Here is a 20,641-nt window from a genome sequence, read left to right on the forward strand (position 1 = left end):
CCGACGATGTTCGCCTTCCTCTCCAGCGCTGCGCAGACGCAGTACGCCCAGCTCCTCGACACTGCCCGCAGCGTCGAGATGCAGCGCTCCACCGCATCGCTCAATGGCCGCTTCCAGAAGCGGCAGCGCAAGGGGCGCGCCTACTGGTACTTCGTGTACTACGACGGCAAGACCCGGAACCTCTACGTCGGACCGGACAATGAGCGCGTGCGCGCCTTGGTGGCAACGGCGGAGGAAGATCCCGCGGGAGAGACCGATCTCTCCACGCTGGTGCGGAGCTATGTCGCAGCGGGCGGCATCGCGTTCGACCGTCAACACCTGAGCGTGATCCGCCGCATGGCCGAACGCGGCTTCTTTCATGCCGGGGGCGTGCTCGTCGGCACGCATGCGTTTCGGGCCTACGCCAACATGCTCGGCGTGCGCTGGAGCGCCCCGGATACCACCCAGGATGTCGACCTGAGCTGGCCCGGCCGGAACGTCTCGGTGGCGCTGCCGCCGGAGCCGGACCTCGATCTCCACGACGCGCTCATCAGCTTCGAACAGGGCTTTATCCCGGGCAGCTCCGGCGAGCTCATGGGGCCGAGCTATCGCTACGCCACCGACGCCGCGTTCCAGGTCGATTTCCTCACCACGCTCGACCGCAGCGGCCCATCGCCGCGCAGCATCCCGGAGCTGCGCATCGTGGCGCAGCCATCGGCCTACATGGACTTCCTGCTCGAGGATCCGCAGCAGGCGGTGCTGGTTCGTGGCTCCGGCGCGTGGGCCCTGGTCCAGGTGCCCGAGCCGGCGCGTTTCGCGGTGCACAAGCTGATCCTGTCCCAGGTCCGGCCGGCTGCTCAGCGCGTCAAGCGCGCGAAGGATCTGGCGCAGGCGGGCGCGCTCATCGCCTTCCTGCAGGAGGATGATCCGACCGCTCTGAAGTCGGCCATGGCCGCGGCTCGGGCGCGGGGAAAGGGCTGGTCGGACAAGCTCGACGCCGCATTCGCACGGCTGGGCTGAAGCACGGGCTACCGATTGCCGTCCGCATCGTCGCGCGCGGACAGCCAGCCGCGCGCCGCCGCCGCGGCGGCCAGCACCAGCGCGGCTCCGCCCATCGCACCGCCGCTACCGCTGCCGGCATCGGGTGGCGCCGGTTCGGATGACGCGAAGACCGCCGGATCGGCCGCCGTCGCAGCGCCGAAGGGTGCCGCGACGCGCGCGCCGCGCGTGGCCTCCGGCTGACGACGGCGCGCGATGTTGACCACGCCGCGCGGCATGTCGAACTGATAGGAAAGCGTCTCGCCGCTGGCCGGGTCGCGCTTGTCGACGTTCCACAGCTCACCGGTGGCGCGCTCGGCGGCGACGTGGACCAGCGCGTAGGCATCGGGCACCCAGTCGGCGTGGATCAGGTTGGGCGTGGCCAGCTTGAGCGCCGCCTCCACCAGCTGCACGACGGGACGAGCCGCGGGCACGTTGACCTCCTGGAAGCGCAGATCGAGACCGGGCGAGCGGCCCTGCGCAGCCTCGTAGAGCGCGGCCGCTACCACCTCGTCGGCGCCGCCGGAGGTCATGCCGGTCATGATCTCGACGCCCACCGGCGTGCCATAGGTACCCAGCCCGGTACCGCGGATGTAGGCCGGGGCCTCGTTCTCCTCGACCAGCTCGGCGACGAACTGGCCGTGGATGTCGCCGGTGAGCACGATGTTGTCGACCAGCCCCTGCGCGCGCAGCAGCGCATAGAGGCGCACGCGGTCGTCGGGGACGTCGTTCCATCCGCCGTAGGCGAGGATGCCGTTGAGGGCGTCGGTGCGGAAGATCCGCTCGCGCAGCGAGTCCGGGATGACCGGCAGATCGACCGCGTTCATCTGCGTCATCGCCACGCCGTTGACGAACACGCGATAGGCGACACCGCGCGCCGCCGAGTCGGCGGCGACGCGCTCCAGGAAGGCCCAGTGGGCATCGCTGAGGAAGGGGGCGTCGCCGTTGCCTTCCCGCGAGCGGCGCATGTCGACGGTGACGATGTCGAGCAGCGCGCCGAAGGGGAGATGCTTGTAGAACAGGCGCGCGTGCTCGCCCGCGACGCGGTGCGGCGCCAGGTTGAGATTGACGCGCGGCTCGGCATCGAAGCGGCCGGATCCGTCGGCGGCCAGGCGGCGGTCGGCGTTCCAGAGGTGGAAGTACGCGGCGGCCTCGGCATTGGAGACCCCGTCGCCGCCGTAGATGCCGCGGTCGTCCTTGTCCGCCGTGTCGTGCTGGTCCGGCATGATCACGAAGGGCACCGCCGCGTGCGCGCGCAGCGCATCGGGGTCGGCGGCGTGGAGCGCGTAGCGCCGGCCGACCTCCTCGGGGCGCGCCCAGTCGCGGCAGTCGATGTGCTGATAGGGATCGTCCAGCAGCAGCGCCGCTTCCGGCAGCCGGATGTTGCCGCGGTTGCCGTTCTCCTGGTTGTAGATGTGGTCGCCGGCGTGCAGCAGCACGTCGACGTCGTCGCGATCGGCCATGCGCCCGTACATCGCGAAATGACCCGCCCACCACTTCGAGCACGCCGTCTGCATGACGCGCACCTCCGACACCGCGTCGCCGGGCGCCGGCGCGGTGCGCGTACGACCGACGACAGAGGTGCGGCCGAGGGCCGCGAAGGCGTACCAGTAGGTGGTCGCCGGCGCCAGGCCATCGACATCGATCTTGACGGTCCAGTCGGCGCCGCGCTCGGTGGTGGTCTCGCCGCGCGCGACCACGTCCTGCAGCGCGCGGTCGCGCGCCACCACCCAGGCGACATCGACCTCGCCGATGCCCTGCGGCATCGCCACCAGCCAGCCACCGGGGTCTGGAATCGACACGCGCGTCCAGATGACGACGCGGTCGTGCAGCGGATCGCCGGACTTGACGCCGTGGCCGAAGGGCAGCAGCGCATCCACGGCCGGATAATCCCATCCGGCGGGGCGCTCGAGGGAGACGCCGTCCTGCGCCAGCGCGCGCGGCGCCGCGCCGAAGGCCGAGGCACCGGCAGTCGCGCCGAGCAGCTTGAGCAGTGTGCGGCGATCGGTGGGCATGTCGTGAAGGTCGCGCGGAACAGCCGGCGAGTATGCGCCGCCGCCGTGTCGACCCCGTGACGGCCGCTCGGGGCAACGCCGGGGTCCGTTCACGCCCCGACTGCGGCGTGGTCCGCCGGACCGACGAGGACCGATCGTCTAGCGAAGGTGTCGGCTCCGTCCAGCGCGGACGCCGCCCGGATCAGTCGTCGCCGGACCCGGTCTCGCGCTCGCGCAGCGCCTCGTACTCGGCGTAGGACATGCCCGCCCTTTCCTCGCAGGCCTCGCGCTCCTCGAACTTGACGATGTCGCGACAGTCGTCGATGCGCAGCGACTCGGTTACCTCGTACACGTCGCGGGAGGTGCAGGCCGTGCAGGCGAGTGCGGCCGCGATCGCGAGAACGGCGACGCGCTGTCTGGGCGGAAGGGACATTGATCGGGCCTCGGGTCGCGGAGCGGAGCGCCCGGCTTCATGGACCCTCGCCGGCGGCGGCGGTTCCACCCGGCCCGCCGGGCCAGCGTCGGCCTGTCGCGCGGCGCATCGCGAGCCTCATCCCGCGACCATCGCGCCGAGTCGCGCCAGCGCATCCTGCAGGCGGGCATCCCGCGGTCGCGCGCACGACAGCCGCATGCAGTTGCGGTACTTGCCCGAGGCCGAGAACAGGGGGCCGGGCGCGATGCTGATGTCGGCCTCCAGCGCGCGGTAGGCGATGTCGACCGTGTCGATCGCCTCGGGCAGCTCGATCCACAGCACGAAGCCGCCGGTGGGCCGGCTGATGCGCGTTCCAGCCGGAAACAGCCGGACGACATCCTCGCGCATGCGGGCCACCGCGTCGCCGTACTGCCGCCGCACCGTGCGCATGTGGCGGTCGTAGCGACCACTGGCGAGGAACTCGGCGACGGTGATCTGGTCGGCCGTGCCGGTGGCGATGTCGCTGACGTACTTCAGGTACTCCACGCGCGCCTGGTGCCGGCCGGGCGCAATCCAGCCCACGCGCAGCCCCGGGCTCAGCGTCTTGGACACCGAGCTGCAGTGCAGGATCTCGGCGCCCTCGCCGGCCGCCATCAGCATCAGCGGGCGCGGGCTGTCGAAGCCGAGATCGCCGTAGACGTCGTCCTCGATGACCGGCACCCGGTAGCGCGCCAGCAGCCGCAGCATGCGGCGCTTGGCGTCGTCCGGCATGCGGAAGCCGAGCGGATTGCTGTGGTTGGGCACGGTCACGCAGGCCTTCACCGGCCACCGGTCCAGCGCCAGCTCCAGCGCCTCCAGCGACATGCCGGTGTCGGCGCTGCTGGGGATCTCCAGCGCCTGCAGGCCGAGCGCGTCGACCACCTGCAGCAGCCCGTAGAAGGTCGGTGACTCCAGCGCGACGATATCGCCCGGCTCGGTGACCGCGCGCAGCGCCAGCGTCAGCGCCTCCTGGCAACCGCTGGTCACCACCAGCTCGTCGGGGCTGAGCATGCAGCCGGCCTCGATCATGCGGCGCGCGATCTGGCGGCGCAGCTCGGGCGCGCCGGGCGACATCTCGTAGCCGGCAATGCGGCTGCGCTGCGAGCGCACCACCTGCGCCATGACCTGCCCGACGGCATGCGTCGGCAGGAAGGAGGGGTCCGGCACCGCTGCGCCGAGCTGCACCACGGCCGGGTTGCTGGCCGCCTTGACCAGCGACAGCGCCAGTTCCTGACCGGTGACCGGCCGCGGCTGCGCGCGCCGCGCCGGGCTGCGCGGCGCCTCGGCCTCCGGCGCCCGCGCCGCGTGCACGTAGTAGCCCGAGCGAGGCCGGGCCTCGGCGAGGCCGCGCTCCTCCAGGTAGCGGTAGGCCGCCAGCGCCGAGGCCACGCTGACCGCGCGCGCCCGCGCCAGCGCCCGCACCGACGGCAGCCGCTCGCCGGAGCGGTAGGTGCCGCCGCGAATGCCGGCGGCGATCTCGTCGGCCAGCGTGACGTACACCGGACGGGATTCGGCCATCACAACAGTTCACCCTCGTGGAGGCCGGAACAGATTCGTTGAATGCAATCTGTTACGCAACAATTTTCTGCTCCTGTGGCTGGCTGCGCTGCTGCCGGGGCGGCACGCTTGGTGCCCCTTCCGCTTGCCTGCCCGCGCCATGAACGCCGCCACCACCGAGACACCCTCGACACCGCTCTGCTGGATGGACGGCCGCATCGCGCCCGCCGCCGAGGCGCGCGTGCCGGTGCTCGATCACGGCCTGCTCTACGGCGACGGCGTCTTCGAAGGCATCCGCTTCCATCGGGGCCGGCCCTTCGCGCTCGACGCGCATCTCGAGCGGCTGGAATGCTCGGCGCGCGCCATCGGGCTGACGGTGCCGCTGCCGCGACCGGATATCGTCCACGCCGTCGCAGCGCTGATCGCCGCATTCGGCGACGACGACGGTTATCTGCGACTGGTGGTCACGCGCGGCGACGGCACGCTCGGTCTGGACCCGCGCAGCTGCCCGACGCCGCGGCTGTTCATCGTCGCCGGGGCGCTGCGCCTCGTCGATGCGGCGACCCGCGAGCGCGGCGTCCGCGTCATCATCGCCGCGACCCGGCGCCTGCCGCCGGACGGTCTCGACCCGCGCATCAAGAGCCTCAACTATCTCAACCATGTGCTGGCGCGCATCGAGGCCAACGCCGCCGGCGCCGACGAGGCCATCCTGCTCAACGCCGCCGGCCGCGTCGCCGAGGGCACCGCCGACAACATCTTCATCGTGCGCGACGGCGTGCTGCGGACACCGCCGCCCATCGACGGCGCGCTTGCGGGCATCACGCGGGCGCACGTCATGGCGCTGGCGCAGGACGCCGGCATGACGGTCGCGGAGACATCGCTGGCGCCCTTCGACCTCTACACCTGCGACGAGTGCTTCCTCACCGGCACCGGCGCCGAGCTCATCCCGGTGGCCAGCATCGACGGCCGCGCGCCCACGCACTGCCCGGGCCCGGTGTTCCGCAGGCTCCGGGATGCGTACCACGCGGCGGTGCGGGCGTGACGCTGGAGGCCGGACAACTCGGCGCGATGCTGTCGGTGATGCTGGTGCTGTCGCTGATACCGGGACCGGCCGACGCGCTCATCGTGGCGCACGCCATGCGCGCCGGCGCGCGCAGCGCCGGCGCGCTGGTGGCGGGGATCGTCGCCGGTGACGTGGTACTGCTCGGCGCCGCGCTGGCCGGACATGCCGGCATCGCGGCAGCGCCTTCCTGGCTGGCACGCGCCACCGCACTGTTCTGCGCCGCGTTCCTCGCCACTGCCGGCGTGCGCACGCTGCGCGCGCGCGGCGTTCCCGTGCGCCAGGCCGCGCCCGCGTCACCGGCAGCGCTCTCCGCCGCGGGCACGGGTTTCGCCACCACCATCGGGGACCCGACCGCGCTGCTGTTCTACTTCGGTGCGCTGCCGCTGTTCCTCGACCCGGCGCGCGCCACGCCGCTCGACGCGCTGGTGATCGTGGCAGCAGCGGCCGCGGTCATCGCCGCCGTCAAGACGCTCTACGCCGCAGCCGGCGAGCGCGCCGCCGCGCTCATCGGGCGAGCACGGACCGCGGCAGCCGCGCGACTGGCGACCGGCGGTCTGCTGCTCGGCATCGGCGCCGCGCTGGCGCTGCGCACCGTGTCCACCATCTGAACCGCGAGGCGACTTGCATGCATATGCGCGACCACTACCAGCTCATGGCCCGCTACAACCGCTGGATGAACGACAAGCTCTACGCCTGCGCCGAGCCGCTCGGCGACGCCGCGCGCAAGCGCGACCTCGGTGCCTTCTTCGGCTCGGTGCACGGCACGCTCGATCATCTGCTCTACGGCGACTCGGCATGGATGGGCCGCTTCACCGGCGCGAGCAGCCTGCCCGTGCTCGGCGAAACGATGCATGCCGAATTCGACGCGATGCGCGCCGCGCGTCAGGCGCTCGATCAGCGCATCGTCGCCTGGAGCGCATCGCTCACCGACGCGTGGCTGGCCCGCGGCTTCACCTACACCAGCAGTGTCGACGACCGCACCCGCACACTGCCCGCCTGGACGCTGGTCACCCACATGTTCAACCACCAGACCCATCATCGCGGGCAGGTGACGACCCTGCTCAAGCAGCTCGGCGTCGACCCCGGCGTCACCGACCTGCCCTGGCTGCTGGCGCCGTGAGCGCGCGCGACCCGACTCTGGAGAGCTGGCGTGCCAATGCGGCGCCGTGGATTCATGCCATCCGGGAAGCACCGCCGGCGAGCCGCGCGATCACCAGCCGCGCGCTGCTCGCCGAGATCGCGCGAGCGCCGCCGCGGCGTCTGCTCGACGCGGGCTGTGGAGAGGGCTGGCTGGTGCGGGCGGTGCGCACCCGTCATGGCAGTGCCGGTGTCGGCGTGGACGGCGTGCGGGATCTGATCGCGGCGGCCCGCGCGTGCGACCGCGCCGGCCGGTACCACTGCTCGAGCTACCGGGCGCTGGTCGCCCGGGATGCGCTGCGCGGCCAGCGCTTCGATGTCGTCGTCTGCAACTTCGCGCTGTTCGGCAGCAGCGGAGATGCCGCCCTGCTGCGCTGGCTCGCGTCGCGGCTGCGCCCCGCGGGCCGGCTGCTGCTGCAGACCGTGCCTGCCCCGAGACCGGGCGCGATCCGGATCGAGGAACACTTCGCGCACTGGAACGGCAACTGGACCCCGATGCCGTATCGCGCACGGCCTGCCGGTGCGTGGCGCGGGTTGTGCCGGCGCGCCGATCTGGCGGTGCGCCCGGGTCGCGTGCTGCGGGCCCCGGACGGCACCACCGTCTCGATGCTGCTGTGCGCGCGCAAGCGGCGCCACCGGCCCGGAAGCGGTTAGCGCGCGATGTCGCGACGCTTGGCGGTCGCCGCCGGCGCGTGGCCGAGATCATCGAGCAGGCGTCGGTCGAGCTGCTTCAGCCGGCGCACGCGCTGCCGGCGGAGCGCGGCGCGCACCCAGCCGCCGAGCAGCGCGAACAGCCACAGCGGCGGCATGGCCGGCGCCCCGACGTCGGGGAAGGGCGAGCGCGACGCGATGGGCCTGGCGGCCCCATCGCGCGACCGATCACGGATATCGGGCTGGGTATCGGACATGGCGGACTCCTTGTCGGCAGTGGTCGTGCCCGGATATCGGGCGACCGTGGCGGCAAGGATGCGACCCGCTATTTGTTAATTCCAGCTATAAATTCTACACTTCTTGTTAAGAATTTCTGAATACACGCCATGACCGCCGAAGCCCCCCGCCACCCCGCTCTGCCGCTGCTCGATACCGGCGTGCTGCGCAGTTTCGTGGCCATCGCCGAAAGCGGCAGCTTCAGCCGCGCTGCGCGGCAGGTGTTCCGCACGCCGGCCGCGCTGAGCATGCAGATCAAGCAGCTCGAGGAGACGCTGGGCCGCGCGCTCTTCGTGCGCGAGCCGCGCCAGGTCCGGCTGACGCCGGAGGGCGAGACGCTGCTCAGTTACGCCCGGCGCATGCTCAAGCTCAACGAGGAGGCGGTCGGCCAGTTCCTGGCGCCGGCGCTGGAAGGAACCGTGCGCATCGGCACGCCCGACGATGTCGGCACGCGCATCCTGCCGCGCATCCTCACCCAGTTCGCGCGCAGCTATCCGGCCGTGCAGGTCGACGTCATCGGCGGGCGCAGCGACGACATGGTGGCGCGCCTCGACGCCGGCGAGCTCGACCTCGCGCTGATCACGGTCGGATCCACCAAGCGCGCCGACGACCGCACCGAGATCGTCCACACCGAGCCGCTGGTCTGGGCCGGCCGCGAGGGCGGCGTGGCCGCCCAGCGCGCGCCGCTGCCGATATCGCTGGCCAGCCAGGGCTGCGCCTGGCGCGCGATGGCGCTCGCCGCGCTCGATCGTGCCGGTGTTGCCTATCGCATTGCCTACACCAGCGAGCACTGCGCCGGCCAGGAGGCCGCGCTGATCGCCGATCTCGCGGTGGCGCCCTTCCCCGCCAGCCTGGTGCGCGCGCCGCTGCAGGTGCTGGGCCCGGAATCGGGACTGCCGCCGCTGGGCGACTACCACGTCGGCCTGATCCGGCGCGGGCGGCTCAGCGAGGTCGGCGCGATGCTGGCGCGCGAGGTGACGGAGATCTTCCGCAGCCTGCGCTGACAGATCCCGCCGATCGCGAGGCGAGCCTTGCAGGATCTTGCGAGCGAAGGCGGGTCGAACATCGCCTGCGCGCAGTACGCAGAGCGCGGCAGTTTCGCGGAGTCCCCCTAGCGTGCCGCGGTCTCGGTCGACGTATCGGCGGAATCCCATCCACCGCCCAGCGCCTTGTAGAGCGCCACCAGGCTGGCGGCGGTCTCCAGCCGCGCCTGGACGAAGCGGTCCTCGGCCTCGAGCTGGGCGCGCTGGGCATCAAGCACGTCGAGGAAGTCGGAGGCGCCGCCGTCGTAGCGCAGCTCGGCGAAGCCGGCCGCGCGACGCGTCGCGTCGACCGTGCCGGCGAGCAGCTCCAGACGCTCGCGGTTGCGCCCGTAGGCGACCAGCGCGTTCTCGGTCTCCTCCAGCGCGCGCAGCACGGCCTGCTCGTAGCCGGCCAGCGCGCCGTCGGCGCGCGCCTCGGCCCGGTCGATGCGGGCGCGCACATGACCGAGATCGAGTCCTGCCCAGGAGAGGCTCGGGCCGAAGCCCCATGTCTCGCCGATGGCGCTGCCGGCGTCGTCGGCGTCCGCCACCGCGAAACCGATCTCGCCGGAGAAGCGCACCACCGGGAACAGCTCGGCGGTGGCGACACCGACCTGCGCGGTGAGGGCCGCCAGACGACGCTCGGCAGCGCGAACGTCGGGACGCCGGCGCAGCAGATCGGCCGGATCGCCGATGGCAGTCAGCCGCGGCAGCGCCGGCAGCGCGCGCGGCGGCGCCAGCCGATCGCGCAGCGCGGCCGGCGGCTCGCCGACCAGCACGGCGAGACGGTGCATGGCCGAGGCGACGGCGGTCTCGAACTGCGGGATGGTGGCGCGCGTGGTGAGCAGCTGCGAACGCGCGCGCAGCTGGTCGAACTCGGTGCCGCGCCCGGCCTCCAAACGCGCTTCGACGTAGTCGAGCGTGGCGCGCTGATTCTCCGCGTTGCGCGTCGCCACGGCCAGCCGCTGCTGGGTCGCGCGCAGCTCGAAGTAGGTGCGCGCGATCTCGGCCGCGACGCTAACCTGCACGTCGCGCAGCTCGGCCTCCAGGGCCTGTTCGCTGGCGCGGCTGGCCTCGATGCCCCGGCGCACGCGGCCGAAGAAGTCGAGCTCCCAGACCGCATCGAAGGCGCCGCTGTAGAGCGCGCTCTCGCGCGTCTCGCGCGGCTGTCCGGGGCGCTGATCGGCGCTCTGCAGGGTCTCGCCATAACCCGCTTCTGCGGAGTAGACCGGCAGCGCGTCGTAGACCGACTCGCGGCGCAGCGCGCGCGCCTCGTTGAGGCGGGCGAGCGCGATGCGCAGCTCGTGGTTGCGGTCCCGGGCGCGCGTCACCAGTTCGGCGAGCAGCGCGTCGTCGAAGGCGGTCCAGAATCGGGGCCGCACCGGCTCGGCGCTGTAAGCCGCCGAGCCGGCATTGGCGAAGGCCGCCGGCTCGGGCGCCGGCGGCTGCCGATAGTCGGGGCCGACGGCGCAGCCGGCGAGCAGCGCCGCGGCCAGTAGGGTGGTTCGCATGACAGTCTCCCGCCGCCGGCGGCGCATCACGCCGCCAGCTTGGCGTCGAGGAAGGCCGACAGCATCGCCTTCGGCGCGTTGCCGACGTGGGTTGCAGCCAGCTCGCCATCCCGGAACAGCATCAGCGTGGGGATGCTGCGGATGCCGAGCGCGGCCGGCGTCTGCGGATTGGCGTCCACGTCGAGCTTGACCACCTTGACGCGCCCGGCGTTGTCGGCGGCCAGCTGTTCCAGGATCGGCGCCATGCTGTGGCACGGACCGCACCAGTCGGCCCAGAAATCGACCAGCACGGGCTGGGTGCGGCTGGCCTCGCGGACATCCTGCGCGAAACCGGCGTCGGTGATAGCGGTAGTGTGCTCGCTCATCGTGGTGCTCCTTGATCGATGGCTGTGGAGGAAGTGCCCGGCATCAATGCGTGCCGAGCGGTGCGCCTTCGCCTCCGGTGTCCCGGGGCGCCGGCCGGCGCGCGGTCAGCGCACCGACGACGACGTAGAACAGCGGCGTGAAGAAGAGACCGAAGAAGGTCACGCCGATCATTCCGGCGAAGACCGCAGTGCCCATGGCGTGGGCGATCTCGGCGCCGGCACCGCTGGCGACGGCCAGTGGCAGCACGCCGAGAATGAAGGCAACCGAGGTCATGACGATGGGCCGCAGGCGCAGCCGGCAGGCCTCCAGCGCGGCGCGGACGCGACTCGCGCCGCGCGCCTCGGCATCGCGCGCGAACTCGACGATGAGGATGGCGTTCTTCGACGCCAGCCCGACCAGGACGAAGAGCCCGATCTGCGTGAAGATGTTGATGTCGAGTCCACGCATCAGGATGCCGGCCACGGCCGACAACAGGCACATCGGCACGATGAGGATGACCACCAGCGGCAGCGACAGGCTCTCGTACTGCGCGGCCAGCACCAGGAAGACGAAGAGCACGCACAGCGAGAAGATGAGATTGAGCGCGCCGCTGGCCTCGACCTGCTGATAGGTCAGCTCGGTCCAGCTGAAGGTCATGCCGGCGGGCAGCACATCCTCGGCTACCGACTCCATCACCGCCACCGCCTCGCCGGAGCTGACCCCCGGCGCACCGGCGCCGTTGACATCGGCGGAGGGGTAGCCGTTGTAGCGCTGCACGGTGGTCGGCCCGTAGGTTTCCTCCAGCTGCAGCACGCTGCCCAGCGGCACCATGTCGCCGTCGCTGTTGCGCGTTTCCAGCAGCAGCACGTCCCGCGGCTGATCGCGGTAGGGCGCATCCGCCTGCATGATCACCCGGAAGGTACGGCCGAACTGGTTGAAGTCGTTGATGTAGTACGAGCCCAGATAGGCCTGCATGGTCTGGAAGACATTCTCCAGCGGGACGCCCAGCCGCTTTGCCTGGGCGCGGTCGACGTCCGCGTACAGCTGCGGCGCATTGATCTCGTAGTTGGTGAAGACGTTGGCCAGCTCGGGCCGCGTGCGCGCCTCGGCGATGAGCGCCTGCGTGGCCTCGTAGAGAGCGGTCGGGCCACTGTCCGAACGATCCTCGATCTGCAGCTTGAAGCCCCCCGCGGGGCCGAAGCCGCGTACCGGCGGCGGCGGCACCGTCAGCACGAAGGCGTCGCGGATGGCGCCGAACTTGCGGTTGAGCCGCTCGGCAATGGCCGGTCCGGAATCCTCCGGACCGCGCTCGTCGAAGGGTTTCAGCGGGAAGAACACGATGGCCGCGTTGGAACTGCGCGTGAAGCCGTTGACCGACAGCCCGGGGAACTGCACGGCATGCGCCACGGCCGGCTCGGTGCGTCCGATGTCCGCGACCTCGCGCACCACCGCCTCGGTCCGCTCGATGGAGGCCGAGGGCGGCAGCTGGAGGATGGTGATCAGATAGCCCTTGTCCTGCGTGGGCACGAGGCTGGTGGGCGCGTTGACGAAGCTCACTCCGGCCAGCACCGCCAGCCCGCCGTAGACCACCATGCCGATGCCGCTCATGCGCAGGAGGCGGCGCATGCCGGTCTGATAGCCGCGGGCGGATGCCAGGAATCCGCGATTGAAGGGTCGGAACAGCCAGCCCAGGGCACCGTCGATGCCGCGCTGCACGCGGTCCGGCGGCGCACCGTGCGGCGGCAGCAGCAGAGCCGCCAGCGCCGGCGACAGGGTCAGCGAGTTGAAGGCCGAGATCACCGCGGAGAACGCGATGGTGAGCGCGAACTGGCGATAGAACTGGCCGTCGAAGCCACCCACCAGCGCCGGCGGCACGAAGACCGCGACCAGCACCAGCGAAATGGCGATGATGGCGCTGCCCACCTCGTCCATCGAGCGGTGCGCGGCCACGCGCGGCGTGCGTCCTTCCTCGATGCCGCGCTCGATGTTCTCGACCACGACGATGGCATCGTCGACCACGATGCCCACCGCCAGCACCAGCCCGAACAAGGTCAGCGTGTTGAGCGAAAAGCCGAACAGCTGCAGCGCGCCCAGCGTCCCGACGATCGACACCGGCACCGCGATGATCGGAATCAGGGCCGCGCGCCAGCGCTGCAGGAAGAGCAGTACCACCAGCACCACCAGTGCGGTCGCTTCGAGCAGCGTGTGCGTGACCGCGGTGATCGATTCGCGCACGAACACCGTGGGGTCGTAGACGATGGAGTACGCGACCCCGTCCGGGAAGCGCGTCTCCAGCTCGGCCATCTTGGCGCGCACCGCATCGGCCAGCTCGAGCGCGTTGGCGCCCGGCTGCAGGAACACCGGCATGGCCACCGCGGCGCGGTTGTCGAGCAGGCTCTGCAGCGAATAGTCGCCGGCGCCGAGCTCGATGCGGGCCACGTCGGCCAGCCGCGTCAACTCGCCGGCCGGCCCGGTCTTGACGATGATGTCGGCGAACTCCTGCTCGCTGCCCAGCCGGCCGCGCGCGTTGATGGCGAGCTGGAAGTCGGCGCCATCGTTCACCGGTGCAGCACCCACCGAGCCGGCGGCGACCTGCAGGTTCTGCTCGCGCACCGCAGCGATGACGTCGCCGGCGGTCAGATCGCGCGCCGCCAGCTTCTGCGGATCCAGCCACACGCGCATGGCGTAGTCGCCGGCGCCGAAGAGGCGCACGTCACCGGCCCCGGGCAGACGCGCCAGCTCGTCGCGCACCTGGATGAGCGCGTAGTTGCGGAGGTAGAGCCCGTCGTAGCGCTGGTCGGGCGAGGACAGGTGCACGACCATGGTGAGGTCGGGCGAACTCTTGCGCGTGGTCACGCCCAGCGCGCGGACTTCCTGCGGCAGGCGCGGAAGCGCCTGCGCGACGCGGTTCTGCACCTGCACCTGGGCGCGGTCGATGTCGGCGCCGAGCGCGAAGACCACGGTGAGCTGCAGGGTGCCGTCCTGCTGCGCCTGCGATGACATGTAGATCATGTCCTCGACGCCGACGATCTCCTGTTCCAGCGGTGCCGCCACCGTTTCCGAGACGACCTGCGGATTGGCGCCCGGGTACTGCGCCGACACCACGATGGTGGGCGGGCTCACCTCCGGATACTCGGCAATGGGCAGCACGAAGGCCGCCAGGGCGCCACCGACGAAGATCAGGAAGGAAAGCACGCCGGCGAAGATCGGTCGCTCGATGAAGAAGTGCGTGAAACGCATGGCGACCGTCCTAGTTGTACTGCGGCGCGCCGGCGGATGCGTCGGCGCGCACCTGCGGTGCCGGCTGCGGCGTCACCACAGCGCCGGGCTGCACGCGCGCCAGTCCGGCGGTGACGACGCGCTCACCGGGCTGCAGGCCCGACTTGACGACGCGCAGACCGTCGACCAGCTCGCCGAGTTCGACGCGTCGGTACTGCACCGTGTCCCGGTCGTCGACGACGTAGACGTACTTGCGGTCCTGATCGGTGCCGATGGCGCGCGGCGCGACCAGCGTCGATGCCTCGGGCGCACCGCCCCGGACCTGGACGCGGGCGAAAAGGCCGGGCACGAAGCGGCCATCGGGGTTGTCGAGCACGGCGCGCGCCCGGATCGTCCCGGTGGCGGGGTCGAGGGCGTTGTCGATGAAGTCCAATCGGCCGCGATGCGGAAACGTCTGCTCATCGGCCAACCCGACACGCACCAAGCGGCCATCACCGCCACCGCTGGCCGCATAGCGCAGGTAGGTCTGCTCGTTGCCCTCGAACACGACGTGGATCGGATCCACCGACACCACGGTGGTCAGCAGGCTCTGGCCGGCCGTCACGTAGTTGCCCGCCGTGATCTCGGCGCGCGAGACCCGCCCGGCGATGGGCGCGACCACACGCGTGAAATCGACATCCAGCGCGGCCGACTCGACCGCGGCACGTGCAGCCTCGAGGTTGGCCGCCGCCTGGCTGCGATTGCTGACCAGCTGGTCGTGCTCCTCCTGCGATATGGCGCTGGAGCGCAGCAGCTGTCGGGCCCGCTCGAGCTCGCGACCGGCCAGGTCGTACTGTGCCTCGGCACGCTCCAGCTCGGCGCGGGCACGGTTGAGCCGGGCCTGGTAGGGACGCGCATCGATCCGGAACAGCACCTGCTCCTTCTCGACCAGCGCGCCTTCCTCGAAGCTGATTCGCTCGACGTACCCGCTCACCCGCGGCCGCAGCGCGACCCGCTCGACCGCCTCGAAGCGGCCGGTGAAGCTGTCCCAGTCGATGACCTCGCGGCGCGTGACCTCGGCGACCTCCACGACCTGCGGAGGCGGCGCGTCGGCACCCTGCGAGTAGGCACTGTCGCATCCGCCCAGCAGCGCGAAACCGGCGAAGGCGGTGAGCGCCAGGAAGGCCTGCACGGCGGTCGCACGCAGCCCCGGAATGCTCGTGGCGTCGGGAACGGCCTGCGATACTTGGCTGTGGAAACTGTTCGAGAGTCCGTATGCCGGATCGTCGCGTGTTGGCATGCTGCTCATTTCGTAACTCCCTGAGGGCGATTCGCCGCGCCGGAGACCGGACGCGGCAGGTCGGGGCGGTGCGGAATGCGGCACCGAACCTTGCGGGTGACGGGCGGTCAAAAGTCTGTAACAATGAGTGACCGGTCAGTCACGTTTGGGGTACGTTAATGACCGGTCACACCCTTTGTCAAGAGGTAGAGGAGCCATGAGCGAGAGGAAGACAGCAGCAAGCGCTACGGAGGTGGCGAACAACCCCGGGCAGAAGCCGCGCGTGCGCGAACGGATCTTCGAAGCCGCGAGCGATCTGTTCTACCGACAGGGCATCCGCGCCGTCGGCATCGACGCGATCACCAGCGGGGCCGACACCAACAAGATGAGCTTCTATCGCAACTTCTCGTCGAAGGACGAGCTGGTGGCGGAGTATCTGCGGGCCCACGTGCGCGAGTACTGGGACTGGTGGGACGGCATCTGCGCGCAGCATCCGGAGGATCCGCGCCAGCAGGTCATCGACCTTTTCACCGCCTTCCGGGACGAGAAGTGCGCCGACGAGGATCGCGGCTGCGCGCTGGGCAACGCGGCCGTGGAGATATGCGATGACAGCCACCCCGGCCGCAGCGTGATCACCGAGTACAAGCACGAGAAGCGCGAGCGCTGGCGCGCGCTGGCGCGCGACATGGGGGCGCCCGACCCCGATGCGCTCGGCGATGCCCTGCTGATGCTGCAGGAGGGCGGCCACCAGACCCGCCTGACCTTCTGTGGTGTCGAGGGACCGCTTTCGAACATCGTCGATGCCGCTGCCATGCTCGTCCGGTGCGGGATGGATCCGGCGCGATGACGCGTTCGGCCGGCACCGCCTCCTCACCGGCCGCAGTGGTCCGGGAATGGGTCGCCGCCTTCAACCGCGCCGATGTCGACGCGCTGGCCGGATGCTATGCCGAGGATGCCGTCAACCATCAGGTCGCCAACGCACCCGTCCACGGCCGCGAAGCGATTCGCGCCATGTTCGCGCGCGAAATGGCCGGTGCTGAGATGACCTGCATCGTCGAGAACCTCTTCGAGGACGGCGAGTGGGCCATCCTCGAGTGGCGCGACCCGCTCGGTCTCCGCGGCTGCGGCTTCTTCCACGTCGTGGACGGCCGCATCCGCTTCCAGCGGGGCTACTGGGACCGGCTCAGCTTCCTGCGCCAGCACGGGCTGCCGCTGCCGACGTCATGAACGGCAAAACCGCCGTACGGACGACCCGATTGACATGCATCAATGCATCGCCGCCCCCGCACCGGCAGATTGACCGGAACCACCACCGGGAGCAGCACCATGAGCACGCAGACGGGCACCCTCGGTCAGCAGTCCCCGGCCCCGTCGACGCCGGGCGCCGCGGAAACGGATCGGACCGCGACCGAGCGGAAAGCGAAGCAGGCGGCACCTCCCGAGCACGATGTCGTGGACGAGGCCGGGGAGGAATCCTTTCCGGCCAGCGACGCGCCCTGCTGGACACCCTGACACGCCGCGCGGAGCGCTGCCTCCGCTTCCCGCGCCGCCCGTGACGACACGCAATCTCGACGCGATCTTCCGACCACGGCGGATAGCGCTCTTCGGCGCCAGCGAGCGCGAGCCGTCGGTCGGCTCTGCCTTGACCGCCAACCTGCTGAACAGCGGGTTCGGCGGCAGCGTCGATCTCGTCAACCCGCGCTATGAATCGCTGCACGGGCACCCCGTGCATGCCGATGTCGCGGCGCTGCCCGAGGCCCCCGATCTCGCGGTGATCGCGACGCCGCCCGAAAGCGTTCCGGACCTGGTGGCCAAACTGGCGGCGCGCGGCACGCGCGGCGCCATCGTCATCACTGCGGGCTTCGAGGATCTCGGCAGCGAAGCGAGCCGCAACCTGCAGTCACGCATGCTGGCGGCAGCGCGACCGGGTCTGATGCGCATCATCGGACCCAACAGCCTGGGCGTGATCGCCACCGGGAGCGGTCTCAACGCCGCCTTCGCCCATCTCCGGCCCGGCACCGGTCGACTCGCGTTCGTCACCCAGTCCGGCGCGGTGATCTCGGCAGTGCTCGACTGGGCGGCACCGCGCGGAATCGGCTTCTCGCACCTGGTGTCGCTGGGCGACATGGCGGACGTCGACTTCGGCGACATGCTCGACTATCTGGCCGCGGACAGCGCCACCGGTGCCATCCTGCTCTACATCGAATCGATCCGATCGGCGCGCAAGTTCATGTCCGCCGCACGCGCGGCGTCGCGACAGAAGCCGGTGATCGCGGTGAAGGCGGGACGTTTCGCGGAAAGCGCGCGTGCGGCCGCCACGCATACCGGCGCGCTCGCGGGCGCCGACGCGGTCTACGACGCCGCCCTGCGACGCGCCGGCATCGTGCGCGTCGACGGGCTCGAGGACCTGTTCGATGCGGCGGCCATCCTCGCCACCCGGAGCCGGCCGGAACGCGACCGGCTGACCATCGTGACCAACGGCGGCGGCCTGGGCGTGCTGGCCGCCGATGCGCTGCGCGCCCGGGGTGGCACGCTGGCGCCGCTGCCCGAGACCGCACGCGCGCGGCTCGACGCCGTGCTGCCCGCGAGCTGGTCGCGCGCCAATCCGGTGGACATCATCGGCGACGCCGACGCGGCGCGCTATCGCCGTACGCTGGACATCCTGATGAGCGAGCCGGGCACCGACACGCTGCTCGTGCTCAATTCGCCCACCGGGATCGCCGACAGCGTCGCCTCGGCCGACTCGGTGGCCAAAGCGGCCGCGGCGCATCCGCGACGTACCGTCATCACCGCCTGGGTGGGTGCGCACACCGCGGCCGGTGCCCGGCGCTGGCTCGCCACGCACGGCCTGCCGAGCTATGCCGGACCGGCTCAGGCCGCCGCGGCCTTCATGCACCTGGTGCGCTATCGGCGGGTACAGGAGGAGCTCCTGGAGACACCACCGTCGCTGCCGGAGGTGTTCGCACCGAACCTCGATGCCGCGCGCGGCATCGTCGAGACCGCGCTGGCCGAGGGCCGGCACTGGCTCGACGCCGACGAGTGCGATGCGCTGCTGCAGGCCTACGAGATCCCGATGGTGGCGGGTCGCATTGCGCAGACGCCGGCCGAAGCCGCGGCCATCGCCGCCGGGCTCGATCAGCCAGTCGCGGTCAAGCTGCTGTCGCCCGATGTCACGCACAAGTCGGAAGTCGGCGGCGTGCTGCTCAACCTCGGCGGCGTGGAAGCGGTGCGCTCGGCCACCGCCGCGCTGATCGAGCGCCTGGCGCGGGAACGCCCTTCCCTGACGATCGACGGCTTTCTCGTCCAGCCGATGGTATCGGCACAGCACGGCCTGGAACTGATCGTCGGCATCGGAGACGACCCGGTGTTCGGCCCGGTGATCCTGTTCGGACACGGTGGCACGGCGGCCGAACTGATTGCCGACACCGCGCTGGCGCTGCCGCCGCTGAACATGCAGCTGGCCTATCAGCTCATCGATGACACCCGGGTGGCACGACTGCTGCCGTCCACGCACGGCCGCCGGGCACTCGATCGCGATGCGCTGGCCACCATCCTGGTCAAGCTGGCGCAACTGGTCGTCGACCTGCCCGCGCTGCGCGAACTCGACATCAATCCGCTGCTGCTCACGGCCGACGGTGCCATCGGACTCGACGCCCGCTGCCGGGTGGCGCCCGCCGAACCCGGCGAACGACTCGCGATCCGCCCCTACCCGCGCGAGCTCGAGGAGGAAGTACGGCTGCGCGATGGCCGCAGGTTGTTGCTGCGGCCGATCCGGCCCGAGGACGAGGTCAGCCTGCGCGCCGGCTTCGATCGCCTGACGCCGGAGGAAATCCATCTGCGCTTCCACCACTTCCTGCGTCATCTCCCGCACGGCTTCGCGGCGCGCCTGTCGCAGATCGACTACGACCGCGAGATGGCGCTGGTGCTGGCCGAACGCGGCCCGCCGGGTCGGGTCGGACTGCACGGCGTAGTCAGGCTGGTAGCCGACCCCGACAATGCGTGCGCGGAATTCGCCATCATCATCGCGCGCACGGTGCGCGACCAGGGCGTGGGCCGCCACCTCATGGAGCGCATCATCGATTACGCCCGCAGCCGCGGCGTGCAGCGCATCGAAGGCGATGTGCTCGAGCACAACAGCGCCATGATCGGACTCGCGCGACGGCTCGGCTTCACCGTCGCGCGCATGGCCGACAACCCGGGCGTCGTACGGGTCCGGCTGGAACTTGCCGAGGAGCATCGCGCATGAGCGTTCGTCGCACCTACTACATCACCCATCCCTCCAGCCGCGATCACGACATGGGTCCCGGCCATCCCGAGCAGCCGGCACGCGTCTCCGCCATAGAGGACCGGCTCATCGCCGCGGGGGTGCTCGACTTCCTGCATCACCGCACCGCACGCCCGGCGACCGGGGACCAGCTCGCGCACGCGCACGACACGCTCTATCTCGATGAGCTCGCGGCGGCGGCGCCCACCGGGGACGACCGCCTCGTGCGACTGGACCCCGACACCGCGATGAACCGGCACACCCTGACCGCGGCGGCACACGCCGCGGGTGCCATCGTGCAGGCGGTCGATCTGGTGCTCGGAAACGACGGCGGCGCCGCATTCTGCAACACCCGCCCGCCCGGCCATCACGCCGAGCGCGGCCAGGCCATGGGCTTCTGCTTCTACAACAACGTCGCGATCGGCGCCCTGCACGCGCTGGACGCGCATGGACTCGACCGGGTGGCGATCATCGACTTCGACGTGCACTACGGCAACGGCACCGCCGATATCGTCGGCGGCGACAAGCGCATCCTGCTGTGCTCCTCGTATCAGTACCCGCTCTATCCGCTGAGCCGGCCGGCCACCGAGGCGGCGAACTTCAGCAACGTGATGCTCAAGGCGGGCGATGGCGGCGACGCGTTCCGAGCCGCGGTGACGGCGCACTGGTTCCCGGCGCTCGAACGCTTCGCGCCGCAGCTCGTGCTGTTCTCGGCGGGCTTCGACGCCCATGCCGAGGACCCGCTCGCCGAGATGCGGCTGGTCGAGGACGACTACGCCTGGGTCACGCGCGAGATCATCCGCCGCACCGCCGCGAGCGCCGCACAGCGCGTGGTATCGACCCTGGAGGGCGGCTACGACCTGTCGGCGCTGGGACGCGCCGCCACCGCGCACATCCAGGCGCTGATGGAACCCGACGCGACCTTCTGAGCGCGCC

At 71.1% G+C, this 20,641-nt stretch carries 19 protein-coding genes; 11 read left to right on the forward strand and 8 right to left on the reverse strand.

What is annotated here, in order from left to right; translation table 11 throughout:
- The first annotated feature begins 6 nt into the window (after positions 1-6).
- The gene (locus tag KAH28_RS02355; protein WP_290574198.1) at positions 7-999 is read left to right on the forward strand and encodes a nucleotidyltransferase domain-containing protein; all 993 of its coding nucleotides are present in this window, start codon (positions 7-9) and stop codon (positions 997-999) included.
- A gap of 8 nt (positions 1,000-1,007) precedes the next feature.
- Here the strand turns inward: KAH28_RS02355 and KAH28_RS02360 are convergent, their stop codons facing one another.
- From KAH28_RS02360 to KAH28_RS02370, 3 genes are all read right to left on the reverse strand, one after another.
- A complete protein-coding gene (locus KAH28_RS02360) occupies positions 1,008-3,032 on the reverse strand; it encodes an alkaline phosphatase D family protein (RefSeq protein ID WP_290574199.1) in 2,025 nt (674 codons plus the stop codon).
- Positions 3,033-3,213: 181 nt separating this feature from the next.
- A complete protein-coding gene (locus tag KAH28_RS02365; RefSeq protein ID WP_290574200.1) occupies positions 3,214-3,444 on the reverse strand; it encodes a hypothetical protein in 231 nt (76 codons plus the stop codon).
- Positions 3,445-3,561: 117 nt separating this feature from the next.
- A complete protein-coding gene (locus tag KAH28_RS02370) occupies positions 3,562-4,980 on the reverse strand; it encodes a PLP-dependent aminotransferase family protein (protein ID WP_290574201.1) in 1,419 nt (472 codons plus the stop codon).
- A gap of 139 nt (positions 4,981-5,119) precedes the next feature.
- Here KAH28_RS02370 and ilvE point away from each other — a divergent pair, with 139 nt between their 5' ends.
- The 4 genes from ilvE to KAH28_RS02390 are packed head-to-tail and all read left to right on the forward strand — an operon-like array spanning position 5,120 to position 7,813.
- Positions 5,120-6,001, forward strand: coding sequence for a branched-chain-amino-acid transaminase (gene ilvE, locus KAH28_RS02375; protein ID WP_290574202.1), 882 nt, complete (start codon positions 5,120-5,122; stop codon positions 5,999-6,001).
- Positions 5,998-6,630 carry a LysE family transporter gene (locus KAH28_RS02380; RefSeq protein ID WP_290574203.1) on the forward strand — a complete coding sequence of 211 codons (633 nt, stop codon included), beginning with the start codon at positions 5,998-6,000 and terminating at the stop codon, positions 6,628-6,630. The genes ilvE and KAH28_RS02380 overlap by 4 nt, the downstream gene beginning before the upstream one ends.
- A 17-nt stretch (positions 6,631-6,647) precedes the next feature.
- Positions 6,648-7,142, forward strand: a complete 495-nt coding sequence (locus KAH28_RS02385) for a DinB family protein (protein ID WP_290574204.1) — start codon at positions 6,648-6,650, stop codon at positions 7,140-7,142.
- The gene (locus tag KAH28_RS02390) at positions 7,139-7,813 is read left to right on the forward strand and encodes a methyltransferase domain-containing protein (RefSeq protein WP_290574205.1); all 675 of its coding nucleotides are present in this window, start codon (positions 7,139-7,141) and stop codon (positions 7,811-7,813) included. Before KAH28_RS02385 ends, KAH28_RS02390 begins: the two co-directional genes overlap by 4 nt.
- Here KAH28_RS02390 and KAH28_RS02395 read toward each other — a convergent pair.
- Positions 7,810-8,067, reverse strand: coding sequence for a hypothetical protein (locus tag KAH28_RS02395; RefSeq protein WP_290574206.1), 258 nt, complete (start codon positions 8,065-8,067; stop codon positions 7,810-7,812). The genes KAH28_RS02390 and KAH28_RS02395 overlap by 4 nt on opposite strands.
- A gap of 129 nt (positions 8,068-8,196) precedes the next feature.
- Between KAH28_RS02395 and KAH28_RS02400 the strand changes: the two genes are divergently transcribed.
- Positions 8,197-9,090, forward strand: coding sequence for a LysR substrate-binding domain-containing protein (locus tag KAH28_RS02400; RefSeq protein WP_290574207.1), 894 nt, complete (start codon positions 8,197-8,199; stop codon positions 9,088-9,090).
- A 107-nt stretch (positions 9,091-9,197) separates the two neighbouring features.
- On the opposite strand, the gene KAH28_RS02405 is transcribed toward KAH28_RS02400, so the two are convergent.
- Genes KAH28_RS02405 through KAH28_RS02420 form a run of 4 tightly spaced genes read right to left on the reverse strand, consistent with a single transcriptional unit; the run spans position 9,198 to position 15,471 of the window.
- The gene (locus tag KAH28_RS02405) at positions 9,198-10,619 is read right to left on the reverse strand and encodes an efflux transporter outer membrane subunit (RefSeq protein WP_290574208.1); all 1,422 of its coding nucleotides are present in this window, start codon (positions 10,617-10,619) and stop codon (positions 9,198-9,200) included.
- 26 nt (positions 10,620-10,645) lie between these two features.
- Positions 10,646-10,984, reverse strand: a complete 339-nt coding sequence (trxA, locus tag KAH28_RS02410) for a thioredoxin (RefSeq protein ID WP_290574209.1) — start codon at positions 10,982-10,984, stop codon at positions 10,646-10,648.
- 43 nt (positions 10,985-11,027) lie between these two features.
- On the reverse strand, positions 11,028-14,204 hold the full coding sequence (locus KAH28_RS02415) for a multidrug efflux RND transporter permease subunit (RefSeq protein WP_290574210.1): 3,177 nt from the start codon (positions 14,202-14,204) through the stop codon (positions 11,028-11,030).
- A 10-nt stretch (positions 14,205-14,214) separates the two neighbouring features.
- Positions 14,215-15,471, reverse strand: a complete 1,257-nt coding sequence (locus KAH28_RS02420) for an efflux RND transporter periplasmic adaptor subunit (protein ID WP_290574211.1) — start codon at positions 15,469-15,471, stop codon at positions 14,215-14,217.
- Positions 15,472-15,658: 187 nt separating this feature from the next.
- On the opposite strand from KAH28_RS02420, the gene KAH28_RS02425 reads away from it, so the two are divergent.
- The 5 genes from KAH28_RS02425 (at position 15,659) to KAH28_RS02445 (ending at position 20,634) form a co-directional block, all read left to right on the forward strand.
- Complete coding sequence (locus KAH28_RS02425; RefSeq protein ID WP_290574212.1) at positions 15,659-16,288, forward strand: TetR/AcrR family transcriptional regulator; 630 nt, start codon at positions 15,659-15,661, stop codon at positions 16,286-16,288.
- A complete protein-coding gene (locus tag KAH28_RS02430) occupies positions 16,285-16,668 on the forward strand; it encodes a nuclear transport factor 2 family protein (protein ID WP_290574213.1) in 384 nt (127 codons plus the stop codon). The genes KAH28_RS02425 and KAH28_RS02430 overlap by 4 nt, the downstream gene beginning before the upstream one ends.
- Before the next feature lie 99 nt (positions 16,669-16,767).
- Positions 16,768-16,953, forward strand: a complete 186-nt coding sequence (locus KAH28_RS02435; protein WP_290574214.1) for a hypothetical protein — start codon at positions 16,768-16,770, stop codon at positions 16,951-16,953.
- A 40-nt stretch (positions 16,954-16,993) separates the two neighbouring features.
- Entirely contained in the window at positions 16,994-19,687 is a 2,694-nt protein-coding gene (locus KAH28_RS02440) for a bifunctional acetate--CoA ligase family protein/GNAT family N-acetyltransferase (protein ID WP_290574215.1), read from the forward strand.
- Positions 19,684-20,634 carry a histone deacetylase family protein gene (locus KAH28_RS02445; RefSeq protein ID WP_290574216.1) on the forward strand — a complete coding sequence of 317 codons (951 nt, stop codon included), beginning with the start codon at positions 19,684-19,686 and terminating at the stop codon, positions 20,632-20,634. The genes KAH28_RS02440 and KAH28_RS02445 overlap by 4 nt, the downstream gene beginning before the upstream one ends.
- The last annotated feature ends 7 nt before the right edge of the window (positions 20,635-20,641 follow it).

It is taken from the genome of Algiphilus sp., from assembly GCF_023145115.1.
Lineage (GTDB): Bacteria > Pseudomonadota > Gammaproteobacteria > Nevskiales > Nevskiaceae > Algiphilus.

Excerpts from the sequence above, each read along its gene's own strand:
- KAH28_RS02355 (WP_290574198.1), top strand. The coding sequence starts at position 7 with ATGTTCGCCTTCCTCTCCAGCGCTGCGCAGACGCAGTACGCCCAGCTC.
- KAH28_RS02360 (WP_290574199.1), bottom strand. The coding sequence starts at position 3,032 with ATGCCCACCGATCGCCGCACACTGCTCAAGCTGCTCGGCGCGACTGCC.
- KAH28_RS02365 (WP_290574200.1), bottom strand. The coding sequence starts at position 3,444 with ATGTCCCTTCCGCCCAGACAGCGCGTCGCCGTTCTCGCGATCGCGGCC.
- KAH28_RS02370 (WP_290574201.1), bottom strand. The coding sequence starts at position 4,980 with ATGGCCGAATCCCGTCCGGTGTACGTCACGCTGGCCGACGAGATCGCC.
- ilvE (WP_290574202.1), top strand. The coding sequence starts at position 5,120 with ATGAACGCCGCCACCACCGAGACACCCTCGACACCGCTCTGCTGGATG.
- KAH28_RS02385 (WP_290574204.1), top strand. The coding sequence starts at position 6,648 with ATGCATATGCGCGACCACTACCAGCTCATGGCCCGCTACAACCGCTGG.
- KAH28_RS02395 (WP_290574206.1), bottom strand. The coding sequence starts at position 8,067 with ATGTCCGATACCCAGCCCGATATCCGTGATCGGTCGCGCGATGGGGCC.
- KAH28_RS02400 (WP_290574207.1), top strand. The coding sequence starts at position 8,197 with ATGACCGCCGAAGCCCCCCGCCACCCCGCTCTGCCGCTGCTCGATACC.
- KAH28_RS02405 (WP_290574208.1), bottom strand. The coding sequence starts at position 10,619 with ATGCGAACCACCCTACTGGCCGCGGCGCTGCTCGCCGGCTGCGCCGTC.
- trxA (WP_290574209.1), bottom strand. The coding sequence starts at position 10,984 with ATGAGCGAGCACACTACCGCTATCACCGACGCCGGTTTCGCGCAGGAT.
- KAH28_RS02415 (WP_290574210.1), bottom strand. The coding sequence starts at position 14,204 with ATGCGTTTCACGCACTTCTTCATCGAGCGACCGATCTTCGCCGGCGTG.
- KAH28_RS02420 (WP_290574211.1), bottom strand. The coding sequence starts at position 15,471 with ATGAGCAGCATGCCAACACGCGACGATCCGGCATACGGACTCTCGAAC.
- KAH28_RS02425 (WP_290574212.1), top strand. The coding sequence starts at position 15,659 with ATGAGCGAGAGGAAGACAGCAGCAAGCGCTACGGAGGTGGCGAACAAC.
- KAH28_RS02430 (WP_290574213.1), top strand. The coding sequence starts at position 16,285 with ATGACGCGTTCGGCCGGCACCGCCTCCTCACCGGCCGCAGTGGTCCGG.
- KAH28_RS02435 (WP_290574214.1), top strand. The coding sequence starts at position 16,768 with ATGAGCACGCAGACGGGCACCCTCGGTCAGCAGTCCCCGGCCCCGTCG.
- KAH28_RS02445 (WP_290574216.1), top strand. The coding sequence starts at position 19,684 with ATGAGCGTTCGTCGCACCTACTACATCACCCATCCCTCCAGCCGCGAT.